General features: G+C 66.6%; 13 protein-coding genes. 6 read left to right on the top strand and 7 right to left on the bottom strand.

Translation table 11 applies throughout. The features are described from left to right. Positions 1-17: 17 nt before the first annotated feature. The 4 genes from CSQ92_RS02160 to CSQ92_RS02145 all read right to left on the bottom strand — a co-directional run bounded on the left by CSQ92_RS02160 (position 18) and on the right by CSQ92_RS02145 (position 5,828). Positions 18-674, bottom strand: a complete 657-nt coding sequence (locus tag CSQ92_RS02160) for a hypothetical protein (protein WP_143450263.1) — start codon at positions 672-674, stop codon at positions 18-20. A 116-nt stretch (positions 675-790) separates the two neighbouring features. Beyond that, complete coding sequence (locus CSQ92_RS02155; protein ID WP_180276912.1) at positions 791-3,457, bottom strand: bifunctional acetate--CoA ligase family protein/GNAT family N-acetyltransferase; 2,667 nt, start codon at positions 3,455-3,457, stop codon at positions 791-793. A gap of 104 nt (positions 3,458-3,561) precedes the next feature. Next, positions 3,562-4,554, bottom strand: coding sequence for a DUF2804 domain-containing protein (locus tag CSQ92_RS02150; RefSeq protein WP_070280453.1), 993 nt, complete (start codon positions 4,552-4,554; stop codon positions 3,562-3,564). Continuing rightward, on the bottom strand, positions 4,551-5,828 hold the full coding sequence (locus CSQ92_RS02145; RefSeq protein WP_257219104.1) for a winged helix-turn-helix domain-containing protein: 1,278 nt from the start codon (positions 5,826-5,828) through the stop codon (positions 4,551-4,553). Before CSQ92_RS02145 ends, CSQ92_RS02150 begins: the two co-directional genes overlap by 4 nt. A 408-nt stretch (positions 5,829-6,236) precedes the next feature. Here CSQ92_RS02145 and CSQ92_RS02140 point away from each other — a divergent pair, with 408 nt between their 5' ends. Both CSQ92_RS02140 and CSQ92_RS29600 read left to right on the top strand, forming a co-directional pair. Then, positions 6,237-9,074: a discoidin domain-containing protein gene (locus CSQ92_RS02140; protein ID WP_373606013.1), complete on the top strand. Its 2,838-nt coding sequence runs from the start codon at positions 6,237-6,239 to the stop codon at positions 9,072-9,074. A 3-nt stretch (positions 9,075-9,077) separates the two neighbouring features. Further along, positions 9,078-9,455 (top strand): di-heme oxidoredictase family protein, encoded by a 378-nt coding sequence (locus tag CSQ92_RS29600; protein ID WP_373606012.1) that lies wholly within the window; start codon positions 9,078-9,080, stop codon positions 9,453-9,455. A gap of 33 nt (positions 9,456-9,488) precedes the next feature. On the opposite strand, the gene CSQ92_RS02135 is transcribed toward CSQ92_RS29600, so the two are convergent. After that, positions 9,489-10,799: a sensor histidine kinase gene (locus tag CSQ92_RS02135; protein WP_257219229.1), complete on the bottom strand. Its 1,311-nt coding sequence runs from the start codon at positions 10,797-10,799 to the stop codon at positions 9,489-9,491. Positions 10,800-11,001: 202 nt separating this feature from the next. Between CSQ92_RS02135 and CSQ92_RS02130 the strand changes: the two genes are divergently transcribed. Then, positions 11,002-13,146, top strand: coding sequence for a TonB-dependent receptor domain-containing protein (locus CSQ92_RS02130; RefSeq protein WP_099393107.1), 2,145 nt, complete (start codon positions 11,002-11,004; stop codon positions 13,144-13,146). Positions 13,147-13,208: 62 nt separating this feature from the next. Here CSQ92_RS02130 and CSQ92_RS02125 read toward each other — a convergent pair whose 3' ends face one another. Then, positions 13,209-13,877: a response regulator gene (locus CSQ92_RS02125; protein ID WP_070254154.1), complete on the bottom strand. Its 669-nt coding sequence runs from the start codon at positions 13,875-13,877 to the stop codon at positions 13,209-13,211. Positions 13,878-13,898: 21 nt separating this feature from the next. Next, a complete protein-coding gene (locus tag CSQ92_RS02120; protein ID WP_099393106.1) occupies positions 13,899-14,270 on the bottom strand; it encodes a YajD family HNH nuclease in 372 nt (123 codons plus the stop codon). Between the two features lie 274 nt (positions 14,271-14,544). Between CSQ92_RS02120 and CSQ92_RS02115 the strand changes: the two genes are divergently transcribed. The 3 genes from CSQ92_RS02115 to CSQ92_RS02105 are packed head-to-tail and all read left to right on the top strand — an operon-like array spanning position 14,545 to position 22,621. After that, positions 14,545-17,565, top strand: a complete 3,021-nt coding sequence (locus tag CSQ92_RS02115) for a PAS domain-containing protein (protein ID WP_257219103.1) — start codon at positions 14,545-14,547, stop codon at positions 17,563-17,565. Between the two features lie 54 nt (positions 17,566-17,619). After that, on the top strand, positions 17,620-18,846 hold the full coding sequence (locus CSQ92_RS02110) for an exonuclease SbcCD subunit D C-terminal domain-containing protein (RefSeq protein ID WP_099393104.1): 1,227 nt from the start codon (positions 17,620-17,622) through the stop codon (positions 18,844-18,846). Between the two features lie 16 nt (positions 18,847-18,862). Continuing rightward, entirely contained in the window at positions 18,863-22,621 is a 3,759-nt protein-coding gene (locus CSQ92_RS02105) for an AAA family ATPase (RefSeq protein ID WP_099393103.1), read from the top strand. The last annotated feature ends 2 nt before the right edge of the window (positions 22,622-22,623 follow it).

The following is a 22,623-nucleotide window of genomic DNA, read 5'->3' as shown; positions in this document are numbered from 1 at the left end:
GTGCGCTCGCTACCCGTTCAAGCCTGCGCGCGCAGCGGCGGTGGCGGCACGGCCGGCGCGGACTGTGCGCCATCCGCTGCCGTTTCAGCGCTGTCGCCGGCTGCCGGCAAGGGGGCTGGCAAAGGCGCTGGCAAAACAAAGGGCAGCACTTGCGCCTTGCCACGGCGCGCTTCCTGCGCGCGCGCATCGTGGGCGAGGAACTGATAGGCGATGGCAAACCACGCTTCGCCGACGATGACCTTGCGCGCCAGGGCGAATAGTTCGCGCTCTTCTTTTTCCAGGCGCTGCAGCAAGGCTGCGCAAAAGGCGTCGATGGCCGCGCACAGCTGCTCGGCCTGCAATTCGGAATGGTCGATGGCGGCGCCCGCGCGCTGCTGCACGATATTGATGCTTTCCAGCGCCGCGTGGTTCAAGCCGTTGATTTCATTCAACAAACCATCGGCATGCGGCGCGGCCTGGCGGATGGCGGGGATCAGATACATCTCTACCTTGCGCCAGTAGCTCCCCTGGTACAGCCGGTTCAGCCAGTCGCCCGCGTACTGCAGCTGCGCCAGGCTGAGCTGTCTCTGGTGGCGCAGCTGCACATGCATGCATTTCTGAAAAGCCAACAAACTCATGCGGATGCTGGCCTGCTCCACCGACAGGGAAACCAATATATATGTTGCAGTAAGCATGCACTCACTCCCGAAAACGCGCTGGATATGTCATCCTGGAAGTGAAAGTGTAAAGACTACCGACAGGGACGGGTTTGATCCTGCACAAACCCGCGGCTGGCCAGCCGCGCTTTCTTTTACGGCGCGCGCAGGCCGATATGCAGATTGACGACGCCGGGCTCTTCCGACGGCGTGACTTCGCCGCCAAAGCTTTTCACCAGCCGCTGCATGCCCTTGTTGCGCGCCATCGCCTCGCCCACCAGCGCCTCCGTGCCCCGGCTGCGGAAGTAGTCGACGAGCTTTTCAAACAGGATGTGCCCCAGTCCCTTGCCTTTCAGGGCCGAGCGCACGGCGATGGCGAAATCGGCGTGGATATTGTCCGGGTCGGCCACGGCGCGCACCACGCCCAGGGTTTCCGGCTTGCCGTCCGGTCCCGTGTGCGTGGCGATGAAGGCCATGGCGCGGTCGTAATCGATCTGCGTCAGGCGCGCCAGCTGCGACACGGGCAATTCGCGCATGGACGTGAAAAAGCGCAGGCGCACGTCGTCCGGGTCCAGCGCGTGGAACAGGTCCATGTGCTGCGGCGCGTCCTCGGGGCGGATGGGGCGCAGCAGGATCGGCTGATCCATCCACGTCACCTGCTCTTCCAGCTCCTGCGGATACGGGCGGATGGCCAGGCGGTCGCGCTTCTGGCCCGGCTGCAGGCGGATGCGCGCGTCGAGGGCGATCACGCCATCCGCGTCGGCCACCAGCGGGTTGATGTCGAGTTCGGCCAGCTCGCCGATGTCGGCCACCAGTTCGGCCACCTGGATCAGGGTGTAGCAGATGGCGTCGATGTCGGCCGGCGGCTGGTTGCGGTAGCCGGCCAGCAGTTTCGACACGCGCGTGCGCGCCAGCATGTCGCGCGCCAGCACCATGTTCAGCGGCGGCAGGCCGATGGCGTGGTCGGCCGTCACCTCCACGGCGATGCCGCCCTGCCCCACCAGGATCACGGGGCCGAAGGCGGCGTCCGTGGTGACGCCGACGATCAATTCATGCGATTGCGGCCGGCGCGCCATCTGCTGCACCGTGAAGCCGTCGATCAGCGCGTCGGGGCGCATGCGGCGCACGCGCTTGAGCATGGCGGCGGCGGCCGTGCGCAGGATGTCGGGCGTGTCCAGGTCGAGCGCCACGCCGCCCACGTCGGATTTGTGGGCGATGTCGGGCGAGTGGATTTTCAGCGCGACGGGATAGCCGATGTCGGCCGCCACGGCCAGCGCCTCTTCCACGTCGGCCGCCATGCGCGTGGTGGCGACGGGAATACCGTAGGCGGCCAAAATCTCTTTCGAGCGGCATTCGCCCAGCACCGTCTGCCCGGCCGCCAGCGCGGCGGCGACGATTTCACGCACGCGCGCGCGGCGCGGCGTGGCCGACATGGGCAGCTGCGCCGGCACCTGCATCAGGGTTTCCTGGTTGCGCCGGTACTGCACGATCTGCATGAAGCCATGCACGGCTTTTTCCGGCGTGTCGTAGGTGGGAATGCCGGCCCGGTTGAACACCTGGCGCGCGGGCGCCACGGTGGTGCCGCCCAGCAGGCACGACAGCACCGTGCGCGAGGTGGCCTTGATCAGCGGCGTGACGGCTTCGGCGATGTCGATCGACGAGACCATGGCCGTGGGCGCGTGCAGCAGCAGCAAGGCGTCCGCCTGCGGCTCGTCGAGCAGCGGCTTGATGGCGTCGGCATAGCGCTGCACGGCCGCGTCGCCGGGCAAGCCCACGGGGTTGTCGTGCGACCAGCCGCGTGGCAGCGCCTTTTCCAGCGCGATCACGGTATCGGGCGACAGCTCGGCCAGCTTGCCGCCGCTGCTCACCAGCGCATCGGTGGCCATCACGCCCAGGCCGCCGCCATTGCACAGGATCGCCAGGCGCTCGCCGCGCTGGGAACGGATATGCGTGAGCGTTTCCACGGCGTCGAAGAGCTCTTCGGCCGAATACACGCGCAGCATGCCGGCGCGGCGGATGGCCGCGTCGTACACGGCGTCGGAGCCGGCCAGCGCACCCGTATGCCAGGCCGCCATGGCAGCGCCTTCCGCCTCGCGCCCCGCTTTCAGGACGATGACGGGCTTGCTGCGCGCGGCCGCCCGCGCCGCCGACATGAATTTGCGCGCCGCCTGGATGTCTTCCATGTACAGCAGGATAGCGGCCGTGTCGATGTCGCCGGCCAGGTAGTCGAGCAGATCGCCGAAATCGATATCGTAGCTGGCGCCGAGCGAAATGAACTTGGAAAAGCCCACGCCGTGCGCGTTGGCCCAGTCGAGCACGCCCGACACCAGCGCGCCCGACTGCGACACGAAGGCGATCTTGCCGCTGGTGGCGCCGACATGGGCGAAGCTGGCGTTCAAGCCCAGTTTCGGCACGAGCAGGCCCATGCTGTTGGGGCCCAGGATGCGCAGCAGGTGCGGTTTTGCCGCCTTCAACATGGCCAGGCGCAGCGACTGCTCGCGCACGGGGTCGAGGCCGGACGTCATGACGATGGCCGCGCGCGTGCCCAGCGCGCCCAGTTCGCGGATCAGTGCCGTGATGGTGGCGGGCGGCGTGCAGATGATGGCCAGGTCCGGCGCCTTGGGCAAGTGTGCCAGCCTGCGGTAGCATTTCAGGCCCATCAGCTCGTCGTACTTGGGATTGACGGGCCAAATCTCTCCCTGGTAGCCGCCGCCCAGCAGGTTGTACAGGGCGATGGCGCCCAGCTTGCGCTCGCGCGCCGTGGCGCCGATCAGGGCCACCGAGGCCGGCTTGAACAGCTTGTCGAGATTACGGATACTCATGTTCTGGCCTCATGGATTGCCGGAGCGGCTACGCGCCAGTGTAAGGGATGCGTTGCCAAAAAAATTTGACCTTGCGATGCATTTCACGAAAAATCCGCGCGCCCCTACCAGCGCGAGCGGTGGCTTTCCGTTACCCCGGCCAGCTGCGCCACGATGCGCTTGGGAGACTCCGCGCTGGTGCGCACCCAGCCGCTGAAAGTGCCGATCGGCTGGATGTAGCGGCTGGCGGCGATCCACAGGTTTTTATCCTCGCGCCGCGCGCCTTCCGGCTTGAAGTGCAGGTCCAGCAGATCGTCGTCCGTCCATACATGCCACGGCGCCAGCGGATTGTCGGGATTGAAGTCGAAATGCGCGCGGCCCAGCGGATACAGCTGGCCATCGAGCCACAGTGCGTTTTCATGCGCGCCGAAATAGCCTGCCTGCAGGTTGAAACCCAGGTCCAGGCTGTGCGCCGAGGCCCAGCGCCATTCCGTCTCCCGCGCCAGCAAGCCGTTCGAATAATCGAAGCTGGCCACGCCGTCGTCCAAGCTGTAGCCCATGGCGCCGCAACGCACCGTGCCCCACAAGGGCAAGCCGCCCGACTTTTGCGTGGCGTGCACGCTGCCGCCCTCGCCCACGGGTCCTACGGCCAGCAAGGTGGGCGCCACGGGCGGGCCGAATTCCGCATCGATGCCGAAATGGCCGCAATCGAGCCGCAATCGGTAGCGCTGCTGCGGCTGGGCTTCGATGCTGATTTTTTGCGAGAAAAACCGGAAACGGCTGCTGGCACCCGCATGCGGCGCCACGGACGCGCACAGGCCGGGAATGCCATCCTGCGAAAAACTGGCCACGATCTTGCCCTTGTGGCGGTCGAAGGCATACGCGAAGGCCGTGCTGGTCCAGCCCAGGTCGACGATGGCCACGCCGCAGAACAGCGTGGGCGTGGACAGGGCCACGTAATGCCAGCGCTTGTGGTGGAACAGGCGCCAGAGGGCGCCGCGAGCGTGCGGCGGCGCCAGCGCCACCCAGTCGAAGGCATCCAGCTGTCCCGTGTAGCGGCCAAAACAAGGCACGCCATCCGCGTCGAGCAGGTGGGCAGGCGCCGGCGGCAGCATCATGCGGCCCGCCTTGCGGCAGCGCCGCCGTCGTGCAGGGCCTCGGCCAGCTGCACACCGAAAGCCGCCGGCTGCGCCTGGGCTATCTCGACCTGCGGGCAGGCATGCCAGAGCGCCAGCCGCTGCACGGCGCCAGCCACGTCCTGCACCAGGCGGGAACTGAGGCGCACACCGTCTTCCAGCGCCAGCGACTTGATCTCGAAGCGCCCCTGCGCGCGGTGCGCCTTGGCGTCCAGGCGCCCCACCAGCGCGCCGCGCCGCAAGATCGGCAGGGTGAAGTAGCCATACCGGCGTTTTTCAGCGGGCGTGTAGCATTCGAGCCGGTAGTCAAAGCCGAACAATTCCAGCGCGCGGCGCCGGTCCCACACGACGGGATCGAACGGCGAGAGTATCGTCGTCAGGGTGGGCGCCAGCTTGCCCGCAGCCGCTGCGCGCAACAAGTCCCCATGCTCGGCATGCACGTACACGGCATCAATCCAGCCATCGACCGTGCAGCGCAGCAGCGCGCCCTCGTCCACCAGCGCCTGCAGATCGTGCGCCAGGCTGGCGCGCGCTTGTTTGGTGCGGAAGTAGTCGCTGATCCAGCTGGCCCGCGCCAGGCCCAGCGCCTTCACGCTGGCCAGCAGCAGGCACCGGCGCACCTGCTCTTCGGGCGGCAGCAAGCCGTCGTGCCAGCCCGGCAAAACGCGTTCGGCCAGGTCGTAATAGCGCTGGAAATTGTGGCGCTTGGCGATCATCAGCACGCCCGAGGTAAACAAGACCTCAAGCGAGCGCTTTTCCGGCTTCCAGCTCCACCAGCCGCCCGCCTGGCCATCCGTGCGCTCGAAATCGGCGGAGCGCGCGGCGCCGTTGGCGCGGATATGTTCGAGCACCGAGGCCACGGCCTCGCCCTGCTCGGCCATCCATTTGACGGAGTATTTCCAGCCCATGGCGGCCGGGTCCAGCATGCGGTGGCGGTACAAGCCATAGTCTTCGATGGGCACGAAGCAGGCTTCATGCGCCCAGTATTCGAACAGCGCGCCCTCGGCCAGCAATTGCTCCAGCCACGGCTGCGGATAGTCGCCCAGCCGGCTCCACAACACCAGATACGGGCTGCGCGCCACCACGTGGATGGTGTCGATCTGCAGCACGCCCATCTGCCGCACGGCGGCCAGCACATCGGCCTTGACGGCTTTCCTGCGGCGCGCCTGCAGCAAGCCCTGCGCGGCCAGGTGCAAGGCGCGCGCGGCGGGCAGCGAGAGCGGCGGGAGTATCGGTATGGCGGGCGGAATCGGCAAGGTCAGTTCTTCCTCAAAAAAGGGGGCGCGCAGTCGGCAGGCATTTCAGGAAGATACCGCATTCCCGTCGCGCGCCGCGCATTTCTTGCTGAATTTTATTCATGCCATCACCCATTATTATTCATCTTGCGCACCAGCATAGTGCAAAAAATCCGGGCGACATGAACAGTTGATGACAAGTCCACGAGACCGCTTGACATGCCTCATGCGCTTCTATAACTTAAGAAAATTATTGCCATACGGCAATTAAAACTGCTCCCCCCATCTTTGCCCGCCATGTCCTTCCTTGCCGCCCCCTGGCCGCAAGGCGCTGCCGTGACGGTGGAGCATGCGCAACACCATCGACGGGGATGCGGAGACGTCCATTCTGACCAATCTTGCATAATCAATAAAAACAAGGAAGATAGCATGCACACATCCCTGCTTCGGCCCCGGCAGCACCCGGCCGGCTTTATCCACTTTTCCAGACGGCGCTTGCCGCTGGCCCTGGCCCTGCTGCTGGCCGCGTGCGGCGGCGGTGGCGGCGACAACCCGGCCGCGCCCGCCACGGCGCAGCGGCTGCTGGCGCAAACGTCGGCGGAAACGGCGCTGACGCCCGTCGCCGCCACGGCCAGCTCGGCGGAACGGGGCGACCTGTCGGCCAGCGCCGCCATCGACCGCAACGACAGCACGCGCTGGGGCAGCGGCTTTACGGACAACGAATATCTGACTCTCGATTTCGGCGCCTCGCAGCGCATTACCCGCGTACATATCGCCTGGGAAAACGCGCACGCCAGCGCCTACCTGCTGCAGGTATCGGACGACAATACGCACTGGACCACCATCCAGAACGTCAGCGACAGCAAGGGCGGCATCGAGGACATCACGGGGTTCGACGCGCAAGGCCGCTACCTGCGCATGCAGGGCGTCAAACGCGCGGGCCAATACGGCTACTCCATCTTTGAAATCCAGGCATTTTCGGGTACGCCCGTGCTGCCGCCGGTGACGCCGCCCGTCACCGAGCCGCCCCCGGTCACCATCGATCCGGGCCAGCCCGGCGTGGATATCCGCCCCGTGGCCGCCACTTCCTCGCCCGTGGAAAACAACGGCATGTCGGCCGCCATGGCGATCGACGGCAAGACGGGCACACGCTGGGCCAGCAAGTTCGAGGACGGCGCGTGGATCCAGTTCGACTTCGGCGCGAAGACGCCCGTCGGCTACATGAAACTGCTGTGGGAAAACGCATACGGCAAGCAGTACGCGCTGCAGGTCTCCGACGATGGCCAGAAATGGTCGCAAGTACGCTACGTGACGAATGGCCACGGCGGCACCGAGGAATTCTTCAACCTGGGCATCAATGCCCGCTACATCCGCCTGCAGGGCGTGGCGCGCGCCACGCAGTATGGCTACTCGCTGCTGGAAGTGAGCTTCAAGACGCCGGGCAATGACAACAGCCTGCCGTCAACTGCGACGTCGGCCCTGAAATTCCCCGCCAACGGCACCGGCTGGACACCGCTGCCGGCCGCCGCCCAGCCGCTGGAAAGCCTGCAATTCACCCTGGCAGACGGCACCCTGGTGACGCGCTTCGGCGCGCGCGGCCTGGCGCGCCATGGCCGCGAACGGGGCGAGGAATGGAATGAAATCGGCTACGGCCCGAATGAAACGGTCGATCCCGTCACGGGCCTGCCGCAAGACAAGGGGCCGGGTAATTACCTCACTTTCGTGCCGCAATACTTCAAGAACCGCACCTGGGGCGTGGAAATCATCGACAACAGCAAGGTACGCGGCGTTACCAAGCCCACGCTGATCGTCAACCAGTACACCACCGTCGATTTTCTGTCCGGCGGCGTGGCCTTCTTCCGCGGTTTCGACCGTCCCGGCGTGACGGGCTACGGCTGGATGTCGCCCGGCGAACTGGTGGACCGCAATGTCCCCGTCTGCAAGCCGACGGCCTACCCGGCCAACGACAGGCTGACGAACGCCAACGGCATCAATGGCGCCTGCACACTGCTGATCAAGGAGTACCCGGGCCATGGCGGCCTCGATGCCGGCGGCATGCCGAATGGCACGGACGTCAAGGCGCGCGCGCTGACGGCGGGCGACATCATCGAAGTGTCGCCATCGATGTTTTCCACCACCGCCTCGATGGCGTCGAAAGGCGATGCTGGCGGCATCCGCTACTACTCGTACGAATGGACGTATGTGGTGGGCGCAGGACTGCGGCCCTGGTATGGCGTGCAGCCGCGCCTCAATTCCGTGCCACTGCCGGAGGAAACGCTCTCCGGCGGCCTCGGTTCCGTGTCGTATAACTACTCGGACAACGCCCTGTTCATGTTCCAGCAGCCGCACAACAATATCGGCATGCAGAACATGCAGCGCTTCGTCGAGGGCCGGCGCCTGGTGCATACCAACTTCACCACCGGCGAGCATAACGAAGGCGGCAACGACCGTTACGCGCCCGCCGTCGGCCTGCAGGGACAGCGCTACGGACAGTCGGCCTGCATCGCCTGCCACGTCAACAATGGCCGCAGCCCCGCGCCGATGGCCCTGAACCAGCGCCTCGACACGATGGCCGTGCGCGTCGCCAGCATCAATGCGGCGGGGCAGCAGGTGCCGCACCCGCAATACGGCACGGCGATCCAGATGAATGCCGTCTCGCCTTCCGGCGTGCCGCAAAACTGGGGCAACGGCGTCAGCGTGGGCGGTTTCACGACGAGCAAGACGACCCTGGCCGACGGCACGCAGGTCGAACTGCGCAAGCCGACCCTGGCCTTCGAAGGCCCCGTGCCGCAAGTCGTTTCGCTGCGCGCGGCGCCGCCCATGATCGGCGCGGGCTTGCTGGAAGCCGTGCCGGAAGCCGACATCCTGGCGCGCGCCCGCAGCACGCCGGATGCCGATGGCGTCAAGGGCCTGCCCAACTATGTATATGAACCAGAGACGGGTGCCGTGCGCCTGGGCCGCTTCGGCTGGAAGGCCTCGAAAGCCACCTTGCGCCACCAGGCCGCCGACGCGCTGCTGCTGGACATGGCCGTCACCTCGCCCGTGTACCGCAACCGCGCCTGCATGGCGGGGCCGGTAGCCTGCGCAGCGGGCGGCGCCCAGCCAGGCATCTCGGAAGCGGACCTGCAATCGATCACGCAATACCTGGCCCTGGTGGCCGTGCCGGCCCAGCGCAGCATCGCCAGCGGTTTCCCGAAAGGCGTGGCGCCGATCGAGGAGCTCAAGGTCGACCCGCAGCAGGTTTCCGCCGGCTCGAAGCTGTTCTAGGGCATGCGCTGCGCTGCCTGCCACACGGTGGAAATGAAGACGGGCGCGGGACATTTGTTTGCGGAACTGCGCAACCAGACCATCCGTCCGTACACCGACCTGCTGCTGCACGACATGGGTCCCGAGCTGGCCGATACCTTCACGGAAGGCCAGGCGCAAGGCAGCATGTGGCGCACGGCACCGCTGTGGGGCATAGGCTACACGGAAAAAGTCATGGGCAATGGCGGCGGCAAGGCTGGCTACCTGCATGACGGCCGCGCGCGCAGCCTGACGGAAGCGATCTTGTGGCACGGCGGCGAAGGGACAAAAGCGCGCCAGCGTTTCGAGAACCTGTCGAAGACGGACCGCGACGCGCTGCTGGCTTTCCTGAAGTCGCTGTAAAGTCGGCCTAAACGCCTTGCCCTGGCGGGGCCGTCATGGAAACACGACCGTCACCGCCAGCCCCCTGCCCTGCAAGCCGGCGCCGAGGAGGATGTCCGCGCCATGTCGCTCGGCGATGCGGCGCACGATGGACAGGCCCAGGCCGCTGCCGGGCAGCTGCCCGCCGCCCAGGCGCACAAAACGCTCGAACGCGCGCGCGTGCAGCTCCTCGGCGATGCCCGGACCGGAATCGGCCACGCGCAAATAGCTGCGCCCCGCTTCCACGCCGCAGCTGATGACGACACAGCCGGGCGCCGGCGTATAGCGCAGCGCATTATCGACCAGGTTGCGCAGCAACATCTGCAGGCTGTCCGCATGCAGCGCGCAGGGCGCCGGTGCCATGATCACGCTCAGCGACAGCCGGTACGTCGCGGCCAGCGCCTGCCACTGCGCGGCCTGCTCGGCCAGCAGGTCGGACAGGTCCCCCGCGCGCAAGTCGGCCGCCGCGCCCGAATGCGGGTCGAGCTGCGCCAGCGCCAGCAACTGGTTGACGAGGCGCGTGGCGCGCTCCACGCTGACACCCAGGGCTGCAATGAATTCCTCGCGCTCAGCCTCGCTGCGGGCCCGCTGCAGCACTTGCAGATTGGTCTTGATGGCGGCCAGCGGCGTGCGCAATTCGTGCGCGGCATCGGCCGTGAAGCGCTGCTCGTTGTCGCGGCTTTGCCGCACTCTGCCGAACAGGCGGTTAATTTCCAGCAACAGCGGATGCAGCTCGGTGGGTGCGCCAGCCAGCCTGACGTCGGCCAGGTCATCGGGCGTGCGCGCCGACACTTCATCGGCGGACGCCTGCAGCACGCGAAACACGCGGTGGATGCTCCACCAGATGGCGATGGTGGCCAGCGCCACCAGCAGCAGGCCGAACACGGCGATGCGGTAAAAGAAGCCGCGGCTGATATCGTCGCGGTGGCTGGTCGGCTCGGCCACCAGCAGCTGCAGGGTGCGCTGCGGGTCCCACAACGAAAACAGACGCCAGCGCTGGCCGCCAATGAGGGTCCAGGACAGGCCGTCCGGCGCGCTGCGCGACAGGGCGATATCGGACGCCGCGTCATTACGGTACAGCACGCGCTGCTGCGCGTCGCGCACCTTGAACAGCAAATACTGATGGGGATTCGGATGGCCGCGCAGCGGCACGTCGATGGGCCCCGTCAAGCCGTGTTGGCGCGCATCCTTTTCCACCAGCGACAGCAGCAGGTGGCCCGTCTCGATCAGCGACTGGTCGAACAGTTCCTGGCTTTCGCGGCGCGCTTCCACGTACACGATGGCGGCGCTGCCCACCCACAGGGCCAGGGTCAGGCCCAGCAGCACGCCCAGCAAAGTGCGCCGCAGCGACCAGGTTTTCAGGTCGCCGCCAGCCGTTAAGAATCTCTTAAGAACTTCTGCGCAAGATCCGGAGCGAAATATTTTTTGGGAAGCCATGGCTGCAATTGTAAATGATTCTTATTGCCTCAATGATTCCCATTAGCTTGCACCAGCAAAACCAATAACTCATCCACCATCAGGAGTTTGCATGTCCAACAGCACCCGCAGCGCGCGCCTGCCGCGTCCCACCACCTTGGCCCTGGCCTTGGCCGCCCTGTCCTGCCTGCCGGCTCACGCCCAGACGGGCACGCCTGCCAGCATGCCGGAAGTGGTGGTCTCCGCCTCCGGTTTCGAGCAGGATATCAAGCAGGCGCCGGCCTCGATCACGGTGCTGACGCGCCAGGAGCTGTCGAAGGAGCGCTTCGGCAACCTGACGCAGGCGCTGGAAAGCGTGGAAGGCATCGACGTGGGCGCGGCGGGCGACAAGACGGGCGGCATGAACATCAGCATCCGCGGCATGCCCAGCGACTACACCCTGGTGCTGATCGACGGACGCCGCCAGAACGCGGCCGGCAATGTCACGCCGAACGGCTTCGGCGGCACGCAGACGAGCTTCATGCCGCCGCTGGCCGCCATCGAGCGCATCGAAATCATCCGCGGCCCCATGTCGACCCTGTACGGCTCGGACGCCATGGGCGGCGTGATCAACATCATCACGCGCAAGGTGGGCAAGCAGTGGATGGGCTCCGTCTCGGCCGACTACACCTTGCAGGAAGAGTCGGACTTCGGCGACGTGAAAAGCGGCCGCTTCTACCTGAGCGGCCCCATCGCCACCGACCTGCTGGGCCTGTCCCTGCGCGGCAGCAAGCAGCGCCGCGATGCGGCCGACATCCGCGTCCCCAACGCGGCCGGCGCGCAAGTGCCCGCCAGCATGGGCGCCAACCCCGTGCGCTCGGACATCGAGAACTTTGGCGCGCGCCTGGCCTTCACGCCGAACCGCTACCACACCGTCATCCTCGACGCGGACGCGGGCCGCCAGACCTACGACAATTCGAAGGGCCAGCTCGGCACCAATACCGTACAGGGCGGCTACGGCCCGGAACAGAAATACAAGCGCGACCAGTGGACCCTGTCGCACACGGGCCGCTTCGGCTTCGGCACGCTGGACAGCAGCTACATGGTGAACAAGACGGAAACCCTGGGCCGCACGATTCCGCCGGGCACGCCAGGCGCCGTGACCGGCAGCGCACGCACGCTGGAAGTGGAAAGCCAGGTCTTCGATACCAAATTGGTCATGCCTTTGGGCAAACACATGGCTACCGTCGGCGCGCAATGGTGGAAAGCGGAAATGACGGACGGCGTGGCGCCGAAAAAATTCGAATTCACGCAAAAAGCCCTGTTCGTGGAAGACGAATGGCAGGTGCTGGACAACGTCGCGCTGACCGTCGGCGCCCGCTACGACGATCACAGCATCTTCGGCGGCCAGACCAGCCCCCGCGCCTATGCCGTGTGGAACGCAGCGCCAAGCTGGACCGTCAAGGGCGGCGTCAGCAAGGGCTACAAGACGCCGCGCGTGGAGCAACTGTCGCCAGGCATCAACGGTTTTGGCGGCCAGGGCACGATCCCCCTCGTCGGCAGCCCGGACCTGAAGCCGGAAACGAGCACGACGACGGAAATCGGTGCATATTTCGACAACCTGGCCGGCTGGACCGCCAGCGGCACTTTGTTCAACAATACCTTCAAGGACAAGATCACGACGGGCACGGGCCTCGTCAACTGCGACTACCGCCCTTCGCCGAACCGTCCCGGCTGCGTCAGCTTCGGCAACTGGCCCAACGTGGATGCATTTGGCCAATCGGTCAATGTGGATGAGGCCGTCACGCGCGGCGTCGAGCTGAACACGCGCTTCCCGCTGGGCAAGACCGTGTCGGCCAGCGCCAACTACACGTACACGGAAAGCGAACAGAAGAGCGGCAGCAATGCCGGCAAGCCCCTGAGCGACACGCCCAAGCACGCCGTCAATGCGCGCCTGTCGTGGGATATCTCGCGCGAGTGGAACGGCTGGCTGCGCGCCGAGTACCGCAGCGAGCGCTTCCGCGATCCGGGCACCTCGGCTTCCACGCGCGCCGCCAAGGCCGCGCTGGGCGACTACAAGGGTTACACCATGCTGCACCTGGGCAGCAGCTACCAGCTGAACAAGCGCGTCACCCTGAACGCGGCCGTGTACAACCTGCTCAACAAGGACTTCATCGACTACCAGCCATACCGCGCAGCGGCATTGACCTACGCCAACCGCTATGTCAACAGCCTGGACGGCCGCCGTCTGTGGCTGTCGGCCACCGTCGATTTCTGATGCCGTAACGCGCCATCAGCGTCAACATCGAACGGGCTGCCTCAGGGTAGCCCGTTTTTGTGTCAAGCCGCTTTGGGCTTGTCGATGCAATAACCGATCGCATGCACGGTGCGTATCAAGTCCCGCCCCAGCTTCTTGCGCAGGTGGTGGATATGCACTTGCACGGCATTGCTTTCCACTTCGTCACCCCAGCTGTACAGGTTTTTCTCCAGCTGTTCCCGGCTCAGCACCCGGCCGCCGTGCTCCAGCAGCAGTTGCAGGATGCGAAATTCCTTCACCGTCAAGGTCACGGGCAATCCCCCTTGCGTTACCTGCCGGTCCGCGATATCGAGCACCAGGTCGCCATGCACGAGGTGCTCGCGCAGGCGCCCGGCGGCGCGGCGGCAGGCGCTGCGGATGCGCGCGGCCAGCTCGTCGAGGTCGAACGGTTTCACGATAAAGTCGTCGGCCCCCGCGTCGAGCCCGGCGATGCGCTCGCCCACCTGGTCGCGCGCCGTGACGACAAGCACGGCGCCGCTGTAGCCATTGTCACGCAGCACGCCCAGCGCCTGCATGCCATCCTGCCCCGGCAAGCCCAGGTCGAGCAAAATACAGCCATAGTCGTGCAGGCGCACGGCCGTGTGCGCGTGTTCGGCGCTCGTGACCCAGTCGACGGCATAGCCGCCCTGTTCCAGGCCGATCTGCGTGGCGCGGCCCAGCTGAGGGTCGTCTTCGGTCAGCAAGATGCGCATGGGGGAAGCGGCGCGGCCCGCTCAGTCCTTTTTCTTGATCAAGCCAGCGAGCGCGGCGAACGGATTGTGCGTGGCGGGCGCCACCTCGGCCGACAGCAGGCCGGCGCCACGGTCCGCTTCCAGGTAGCGCGAGTGCTCATTGTCGTGGCAATACAGGCACAGCAGTTCCCAGTTGCTGCCGTCCGGCGGATTGTGGTCGTGGTTATGGTCGCGGTGGTGCACCGTCAACTGTTGCACGTTGGCGCGCGTAAATTCGCGCATGCAGCGGCCGCATACCCACGGATACATCTTCAGCGAGCGCTCGCGGTAGCCGCTCTCGCGCTGGTCGGCGGCGCGGCGCGCTTCGGCCACGATCTTGTCCAGTCTTGCCGCGTCGGGCTTTTTACTCTGCATGACAACTTTCGATATGGGAGGTAGAAGCGCCCATTTTAATGAGGATGGGGTCGCAATTGTACTTTTTCTGCCACGCCGCCGGCCCGTGTCGCCGCCGGCGTGCTTTTTTTAGCGTGCGCGGCACCACAGATACTTGATTTAACGCAAAATAAGGCCAGCGACAGACTACGAACAGACGCTGGGGCAGCAGGCAGCGCGCAGGTCAGCATATTTCCGCTATGATGCGCGCCACGCCGCCCCTCCCCTTTTCCATGACCCTAGCCTGCAAGCGCCCGTGATAGCGATAACAAGACCCCTGCAACGCCTTGCCCGCCGCCTGTACCGTCTCAGCCTGGTGCCCCTGTTCGCGCTCATCTTGCTGCTGGCGCTATGGGCGGCCGTCTTTTACCAGGTTGGCCAGGAGCGGGCCAGCGCCGTGCGCGACGCCGTGGCCGTCAGCCAGTCGCTGGCGCGCACCCTGGCCGACCATACCAGTTTCACCCTGCGCCAGACGGACCACGCCACCCAACTGTTCAAGCTCAAATACGAGGAAACGGACGGCGGCCTGCGCCTGAATGAATTCACGCGCCGCCAGGGCCTGCTCGACAGCGTGCTGCCATCGAAGCTCGAATTGCCGATCGCCCTCATCGACGCGCACGGCAATGTGGTCGACAGCGCTCACGCCTATCTGCCGGAAAACCTGGCCACGCAGACATTTTTCAGGGCGCTGGCCGCGAATGCGTCCGACACGGCCCTGGTCGACACGCCCATGCTCGACGCCGAGAGCAAGCGCTGGACCATCCGCCTGGCGCGCCGCCTGAACGATGCCCAAGGCCGCTTCGCCGGCGCCATCGTCATCCTCGTCGACCCCACGTATTTTGTCGACGACTACGACCGCCTGAACCTCGATGAACAGGGCGCGCTGATGCTGGTGGCGCGCGACAGCGGGCTGACGGTGGGACGCATCGGCGAGCAATTGATCCTCAGCGACCGCATCGACTTCCGCATGCCGGGACCGCCGCAGCACGCCCCCGAAGAACTGCTGATCGAGCCGCCCGTCGACGCGACGTCACGCATCTACAGCTACCACGAGCTGCCGCGCTACCCGTTGCTGGCCGTGGTGGGCGTGAACCGCGCCGTCGCCCTGGCGCGCTTCGAACACCGCCGCCTGGTGTATGTCGGCGCGCTGCTTGCCGCCAGCGTGCTCATTGCCGGCTTTACGACCCTGCTGATGCGCCAGAGCGCGCGCCTGCGCCGCAGCATCCGCCAGGCCAAGGAAACGCAGGCCTTGCTGCGCGCGGCGCACCAGGGCAGCCTCGATGCCGTGCTGCTGCTGAAAGCCTGGCGCCCCGCGCCGGGCAAGCCGGTGGAAGATTTCATCTTCGCCGACATCAACGAGCGGGCCGCCGACATGCTGGGCAAGCCACGCTCCGAACTGCTGGGCCAGCGCGTACTGCAGCAGATGCCGCTGCTGCGCGGCGAGCGTTTTTTCAAGCGCTTCGTGCTGGTGATGGAAACGGGCCAGCCGCTGGAAGATGAATTCGAGCTGCCACTGGCCTCGGGAGGAACGCGCTGGCTGCGCCACCAGGTGGTGCCGATTGCCGACGGCGTGGCCGTCACCTCGCGCGACATCAGCGCGCGCAAGCACGACGAACTGGCGCTGCAGGACAACCGCAGCTTCCTGCAGTCGCTGATCGACCATCTGCCCGTGCTGGTCTACGTGAAAAGCGCGCGCCCGGAAAACTTTGGCAAGATGGAAGTGTGGAACAAGGCCGCAGAGGATATCACCGGCCACCTGGCCGCCGACGTCATCGGCAAGACCGATTGCCAGGCCTTCCCGCCCGACTTCGGCCTGCACGACGCCGAGGACGACCGCGCCATCCTGGCCGAGCGCGGGGTCATCGACCATACGGAAAAACCGCTGCGCCTGGCTGACGGCAGCCTGCGCTACCTGCGCGCCGTCTCCGTGCCCGTGTTCGACGAGCGCCAGCAGATCGAACATATCCTGTGCATCGCCGAAGATATCTCGCAGCGCCGCCAGCAGGAACTGGAACTGCGCCAGAAACAGGCCGAACTGGCCGCCGTCAACGACGCTTCGCCGCTCGGGCTGGTGCGCCTGGACCGCCAGCGCCGCTGCACCTACGTCAACCGCACCTTCGAATCGATCACGGGCTTGCCGCGCGCCGCCGCCCTGGGCGCCGGCTGGACCAGCGCCCTGCACCCGGACGACTATCCGCTGATGCACGTGGCGCTGGAACAGCTCACGCGCAGCCACGCGCCGTTCCAGTCCACCCTGCGCTGCCTGCAGCGCGACGGCAGGCTGGTCTGGGTCTCCGTCAAAATTGCCCCCATCCTCATCGACGGCAGGATCGAAGGCTACGTGGGGACCCTGGACGACATCACCACCTTGCGCGAATCGGAAGTGGCGCTGCTGGAAAGCGAAGCGCGCCTGCGCACCATCGCCGACACCTTGCCGGCCATGATCGCGTACATCGACGCCGACCAGGTCTACCGCTTCCTGAATATCGCCTATGAACGCGAATTCGGCCTGACGGGCCGGCAGGCGCTGGGCAAAAGCGTGCGCGACACCGTGGGCGAGGCGCGCTACCGCACGGTGGCGCCGTATATCGAACGCGTGCTGGCGGGCGAAACCCTGAGCTTCGAGGAAGAAGACGACAAGGAAGGCATCGAGCGCTGCATGGAAGTGATCTACATCCCGCAGATCGGCGAAGACAAGCTGCAGGTGGTGGGTTTTCACGTAATGCGCCAGGATATCACCGTGCAAAAGCGCGAAAAGCAGCGGCTGCTGAAGCTGGCCCAGGTCGATGCGCTGACGGGCTTGTCGAACCGCGCCGGCTTCCAGCAAAAACTCAGCGACGCCATGCACGCGAGCCGCCAGCAGCAGCACCTGATGGCCGTCATGTACATGGATATCGACCGCTTCAAGCCCGTCAACGACACGCATGGCCACGGCACCGGCGACGCCCTGCTGCGCGCCTTCGCCCAGCGCCTGACGCAGACCATGCGCGCCACCGATATCATCGCCCGCCTGGGCGGCGACGAATTCACCATCATCATGGAGCAGATCACCCGGCCCGACGACGCGGCCGTGCTGGCGGAAAAAATCGTCGCCGCCATGCAGCAGCCGTTCGAACTCGATGGCATCAGCGTGCGCATTTCCGCCAGCATCGGCCTGGCCTTCTACCGCGACGAAGACATTTCCCCCGCCGTGCTGCTGCAGCGGGCCGACGTGCTGCTGTATCAGGCGAAACAGGATGGGCGCAATACTTATCGCGCAGGCGTGCTGACGGCGTGAGACAGGCGCCATTCCTGCTATATTGGCGCCTGTCCTCCCTACCCTTGCCCCACCATGCGCCTGCTGCACACTTCCGACTGGCATCTGGGCCAGACCCTGCACAATTATGAGCGGGGCTACGAACACCAGCGCTTCCTCGACTGGCTGCTCGACACGCTCGTGGCCGAACAGGTCGACGTGCTGCTGGTGGCGGGCGACGTGTTCGACAACGCCAACCCTTCCGCCGCCTCGCAAAAGCAGTTATATGTATTCCTGCAGCAGGCGCGCGCGCGCCTGCCAGCGCTGCAGCTGGTCGTCGTCGCCGGCAACCACGATTCGGCCGGCCGCCTGGAAGCGCCCGGCCCCCTGCTGGCCGCGCATGGCACGCACGTGATCGGCCATGTGCTGCGTGGCGACGATGGCCAGATCGACCTGGAACGCCTGCTGCTGCCGCTCACCGGCTCCGATGGGCAAGTGCAGGCGTGGTGCCTGGCCGTGCCCTTCCTGCGCCCCGGCGACGTGCCGAAGCTGCCGGCCGGCGATACCCAGGATGCCTACCTGGGCGGCATCGCCCTGCTGTACCGCCAGCTGGCGGACCTGGCGCTGGCGCGCCGCCAGCCCGGACAAGCCATCATCGCCATGGGCCACTGCCACATGGTGGGCGGCGAAATGTCGAACGATTCCGAACGCCGCATCGTCATCGGCGGCACGGAAATGCTGCCGTCGGGGATTTTTGACGCCGCCATCGCGTATGCGGCGCTGGGCCATTTGCACAAGGCGCAGGCCGTGGGCGGCCAGCAGCATATCCGCTACTGCGGCAGCCCGATTCCCCTGTCCTTCGCGGAAGTGAATTACCGCCATCAGGTACTGTGCCTCGATATCGACGGCGAGCAATTACGCGAGGTACGCGCCATCGAGGTGCCGCGCGCCGTGCCGCTGCTGCGCGTGCCCGCCACGCCGGCGCCGATTGCCGAAGTGCTGGAACAGCTGGCCGCCCTCGACGTGCCGGACGCGCCGGCCGAAGCACAGCCCTTCCTGGAAGTGCGCGTGCGCCTCGATGCGCCGGAGCCAGGCCTGCGCACGCGCATCGAAACGGCGCTCGACGGCAAGCACGTGCGCCTGGCGAAGATCGAAACATCGAGCGCCGCGCGCAGCAGCGCGCCCGAGAACATGACGCTCGACCAATTGGGCCAGCTGCAGCCCGACGACATCTTCCGCCGCCTGTACCAGCAAAAATACGGCCAGCCCGCGCCGCCCGAACAACTGTCGGCCCTGGCCGAACTGCTGCTGCCTGGCTCATGAGCACACCTGAAGAACCATGAAAATCCTGAAAATCAGCGGCAAGAACCTGGCTTCGCTGGCCGGCGAATTTGAAGTCGACTTCCAGCAGGAACCGCTCGCGTCTTCCGGCCTGTTCGCCATCAGCGGGCCCACGGGCGCAGGCAAGAGCACCCTGCTCGATGCCCTGTGCCTGGCCCTGTACGACGCCACGCCCCGTCTGCTGAAAGTGCTGGGCCGGGGCAGCGCCCTGCCCGACGTGGGCAAGGAAACCGTCAATGCCCAGGATACGCGCACCCTGCTGCGGCGCGGCACGCCGGACGGCTACGCGCAAGTGGACTTCGTCGGCAACGATGGCGCAAGCTACCGCGCGCGCTGGAGCGTGCGCCGTTCGCGCACCAAAGCCGAAGGCGCGCTGCAGGCGACCGCCATGAGCTTGCACCAGCTGCCAGCGCTGCAGCCCATCGGCGGCACCAAGACGGAAGTCAAGGAAGAGATCGAAAAGCGCATCGGCCTGTCGTTCGACCAGTTTACGCGCGCCGTGCTGCTGGCGCAAAACGAGTTTTCCACCTTCCTCAAGACGGAAGACAATGAACGGGGAGAGTTGCTGGAAACCCTGACGGGCAGCAGCATCTATACCGACATTTCCATGCGCGCCTTCGAGCGGGCAAAAAAGGAAAAGCAGGTCCTCGAACGCCTGGGCGAAAAACTGGCCGACCAGCGGCCCTTGTCGCCGGAAGAACGTACCGATACCGAGGTCCTGTGCAGCGCGGCCGAGACCACCCTGCAAACCATCGACTTGCGCAAGGCGGTGCTGGAACTGCAGCAGCGCTGGCACCAGGAAACGCACAAGCTGCAAAGCCAGGTAGCGGCGGCGCAAGAGGCGCTCGATGGCGCGGATGCCGAACGGGCCGCTGCCGAAGAGCGCCGCACGGCGCTGGCGCAGTGGGAATTGCTGCAGCCGGCGCGCCCCTTCGTCGATGACGTGGCGCGCCTGGCGAACGACATCGCCAGCAGCGGCGCCGCGCTGGAAGCGGCGCGCGCGCAGGCGGCGCAAGCCGTGGCCAGCGAAACGCAACTGGCTGCCGGCGTGCAGCAAGCGGCAGCGGCCTTGCAGGCCAGGGAAGCGGCGCAGCGCGACGCGGCACCGCAGCTCGATGCCGCCAAGGCGCTCGATGCCGGCATTGCCGCCCACTTGCCCGCGCACCGCCAGGCCAGGGAGGCGGCAATGACGGCAGACCACGCCAACGAGACGGCGCGCGCCACCTTGCACGATCTGCAGCAGGGCCAGCACGCCATGCAGGCGGAGCAGGAAACGGGCCGCCTGTGGCTGGCATCGCACCAGCATTGGCAAGCGCTGGCCACGTCGTGGCAATTGTCGGACCAGCTGTTCGCCCAGGCCGGCCAGGCTGCCGCGCAAGCCGATGCGGCCGACGCCAAGGCAGCCGAAGCGGCGCAGCTGGTGCGCGCGGCAACCAACGCGGGCCACGCGGCGCAAGCCGCATTGACGGCCGCCGCCGCCACGCTCGCCGAGCACGATGGGCAGCGGCGCGAAGCGCTGTCCGCCGTGCAAGCCATCGACGGACAGCTGCTGCAGGAACAGCGCGGACAGCTGGAAAACCATGCGCGCCAGTTGAATGCGGCGGAAAAGACGTGGACGGAGCTGGCGCGCCAGCAGCAGGCGCTGGCGCATGGACAAGCGAGGGCCGCCCAGCTGGAGCAGGCCGCGCAGACGGAAAACGCGGCGCTGGCCGCGGCGGCAGCACAAACAGCGCTGCTGGAAGCGAGCCTGGCGCAGGCGGAAAAGTCCTTGAAAGGCGCGGAAGCGGCATGCGCGGCCAGCGTCGAGCAGCTGCGCGCCACCTTGCAGGACGAGCAGCCCTGCCCCGTCTGCGGCGCGCTGGAACACCCGTACACCCACGCCGACGACGCCCTGCAGGCGATGCTGGCCAGCTTGCAGGATGAAGTACTGGCTTGCCGCGCACACGCGCGCGGCAATCTGGAGCAACTGGCCACGCACCGGGCGGCGCTGGCCGCGACTGCGCGCGAACAGGTGCAGACGGATGCAGAACTGGCGGCCCTGCCGCCCGCCATCGCCAGCCTGCACGCGCAATGGCAGCCGCATGCCGATACCCTGCATCTGCCGCCGGAAAACCAGCGCGCGCACTGGTTCGCGCAGCAGTTGACGGCCAATACGGCAGCCCTGCAGGCGCTGGCGCAGCAGGAGGCGGCGCTGCGCCAGGCCAGCGCGCGGCGCGAGCAGGCGCAGGCGGCGCACGAACTGGCCGGCGCGGAACACGCGCGCTGCACAAGCGCCGTCGCCGAAACGCAGACACGGCTGGCGCAGTTGCAGGCGCAGCAGGCGGCCAGCGTGGACAAGGCGGAGACGTCGCGCAGCGCGCTTGACAGCTTGCTGGCGCAGCTCGATACCGCGTTTGCCGACGTGGAAGGCGCCGAAGGCTGGAAGGACAACTGGCGCGCCGGCCCCGCCGCCTTCCGCGCGGCGCGCGAAACGGAAAGCCGGCAATGGCTGAAACAGCAGGCGGACCAGGACAATCGCGGTCACGCGCTGGCGACCCTGGCCGCGCAGCTGGAAGCGGCGTTGCTGGCCGCCGGCAAGGCACGGCACACGGCGCAGGAGACCCACGCCGCCTTTGCCGCCGCCGACAAACAGTGCACGGCACTGCAAGCGGAGCGTAACGCGCTATGGCAGGGCCAGAACGTGGCCGAGGTGGAACACAGCCTGGCTGGCGCCATCGTACAGGCCAAGGAGTTGCTGGAGCAGCAGCAAACGGCGGCGCAGTCGGCCAGCCAGCAGCGCACGCGCCTCGATGAAGCATGCGTGCAGTTGTCGCAGCGCCTGGCCGCCCTGCGCGAACAGGAACACGGCGCCACCGTCGCCCTGCACGACTGGCTGCAGCAGTTCCGGCAGCGGCACTCCGGCCACGCGCCCGCCACGCTCGACGAGCTGCGCGCGCGCCTGGCCATCGCGCCGGACGCCATGCGCGCCGAACGCGACGCCTTGCAGATGATCGCCGACCGCCATACGACGGCCGCTTCCGTGCTGGCCGAACGCCGTCAGCGGCATGCGGACCATCTGGAACGGCCACCGGAAGCGCTGGAAACGGACGAGGCCGCGCTGCAGGCGGCGCTCGACGCGCTTGGCGCCGAGCGTCAGGCGGCCAACCAGGAAGCGACGCGCCTGCGCCTGGCCATCGCGCAGGACGACGCGCGGCGCCACAGCGCGCAAACGATGCTGGCGCAGATCGAGGCGCAAGCCGTCATCGAGCGGCGCTGGGCCAGCCTGAATGAATTGATCGGCTCGGCCGACGGCAAGAAATTCCGCAACTATGCACAGCAATTCACGCTGGAAGTGCTGCTGGGCTATGCCAATGCACATCTGAACCACCTGGCGCGCCGCTACCAGCTCGAACGCATCGACAACCCGAACAATCCGTCGCTGGGCCTGATGGTGCGCGACCAGGACATGGGCGGCGAGCTGCGCTCCGTGCACTCGCTGTCGGGCGGCGAATCGTTCCTCGTCTCGCTGGCCCTGGCGCTGGGCCTGGCCTCGCTGTCCTCGAACCGGGTGCGCGTGGAATCGCTGTTCATCGACGAGGGCTTCGGCAGCCTGGATACGGAAACCCTGCGCGTGGCCATGGATGCGCTCGACGGCTTGCAAGCCATGGGCCGCAAGGTGGGCGTCATCTCGCACGTACAGGAAATGACGGAGCGCATCGCCACCCGCATCCTCGTGCAGCCTGGATCCGGCGGCAAGAGCGTGGTGACGGTGCGCTGAGT

The sequence above is a fragment of the Janthinobacterium sp. BJB446 genome, assembly GCF_002735655.1.
GTDB lineage: Bacteria > Pseudomonadota > Gammaproteobacteria > Burkholderiales > Burkholderiaceae_D > Janthinobacterium > Janthinobacterium lividum.
This window is presented reverse-complemented; position numbering and strand designations above follow the sequence as displayed.

Bases quoted from the DNA above. Each gene is read 5' to 3' on its own strand.
- CSQ92_RS02105 (WP_099393103.1), top strand. From the start codon at position 18,863: ATGAAAATCCTGAAAATCAGCGGCAAGAACCTGGCTTCGCTGGCCGGC.
- CSQ92_RS02125 (WP_070254154.1), bottom strand. From the start codon at position 13,877: ATGCGCATCTTGCTGACCGAAGACGACCCTCAGCTGGGCCGCGCCACG.
- CSQ92_RS02150 (WP_070280453.1), bottom strand. From the start codon at position 4,554: ATGATGCTGCCGCCGGCGCCTGCCCACCTGCTCGACGCGGATGGCGTG.
- CSQ92_RS02110 (WP_099393104.1), top strand. From the start codon at position 17,620: ATGCGCCTGCTGCACACTTCCGACTGGCATCTGGGCCAGACCCTGCAC.
- CSQ92_RS02160 (WP_143450263.1), bottom strand. From the start codon at position 674: ATGCTTACTGCAACATATATATTGGTTTCCCTGTCGGTGGAGCAGGCC.
- CSQ92_RS02140 (WP_373606013.1), top strand. From the start codon at position 6,237: ATGCACACATCCCTGCTTCGGCCCCGGCAGCACCCGGCCGGCTTTATC.
- CSQ92_RS02130 (WP_099393107.1), top strand. From the start codon at position 11,002: ATGTCCAACAGCACCCGCAGCGCGCGCCTGCCGCGTCCCACCACCTTG.
- CSQ92_RS02155 (WP_180276912.1), bottom strand. From the start codon at position 3,457: ATGAGTATCCGTAATCTCGACAAGCTGTTCAAGCCGGCCTCGGTGGCC.
- CSQ92_RS29600 (WP_373606012.1), top strand. From the start codon at position 9,078: ATGCGCTGCGCTGCCTGCCACACGGTGGAAATGAAGACGGGCGCGGGA.
- CSQ92_RS02120 (WP_099393106.1), bottom strand. From the start codon at position 14,270: ATGCAGAGTAAAAAGCCCGACGCGGCAAGACTGGACAAGATCGTGGCC.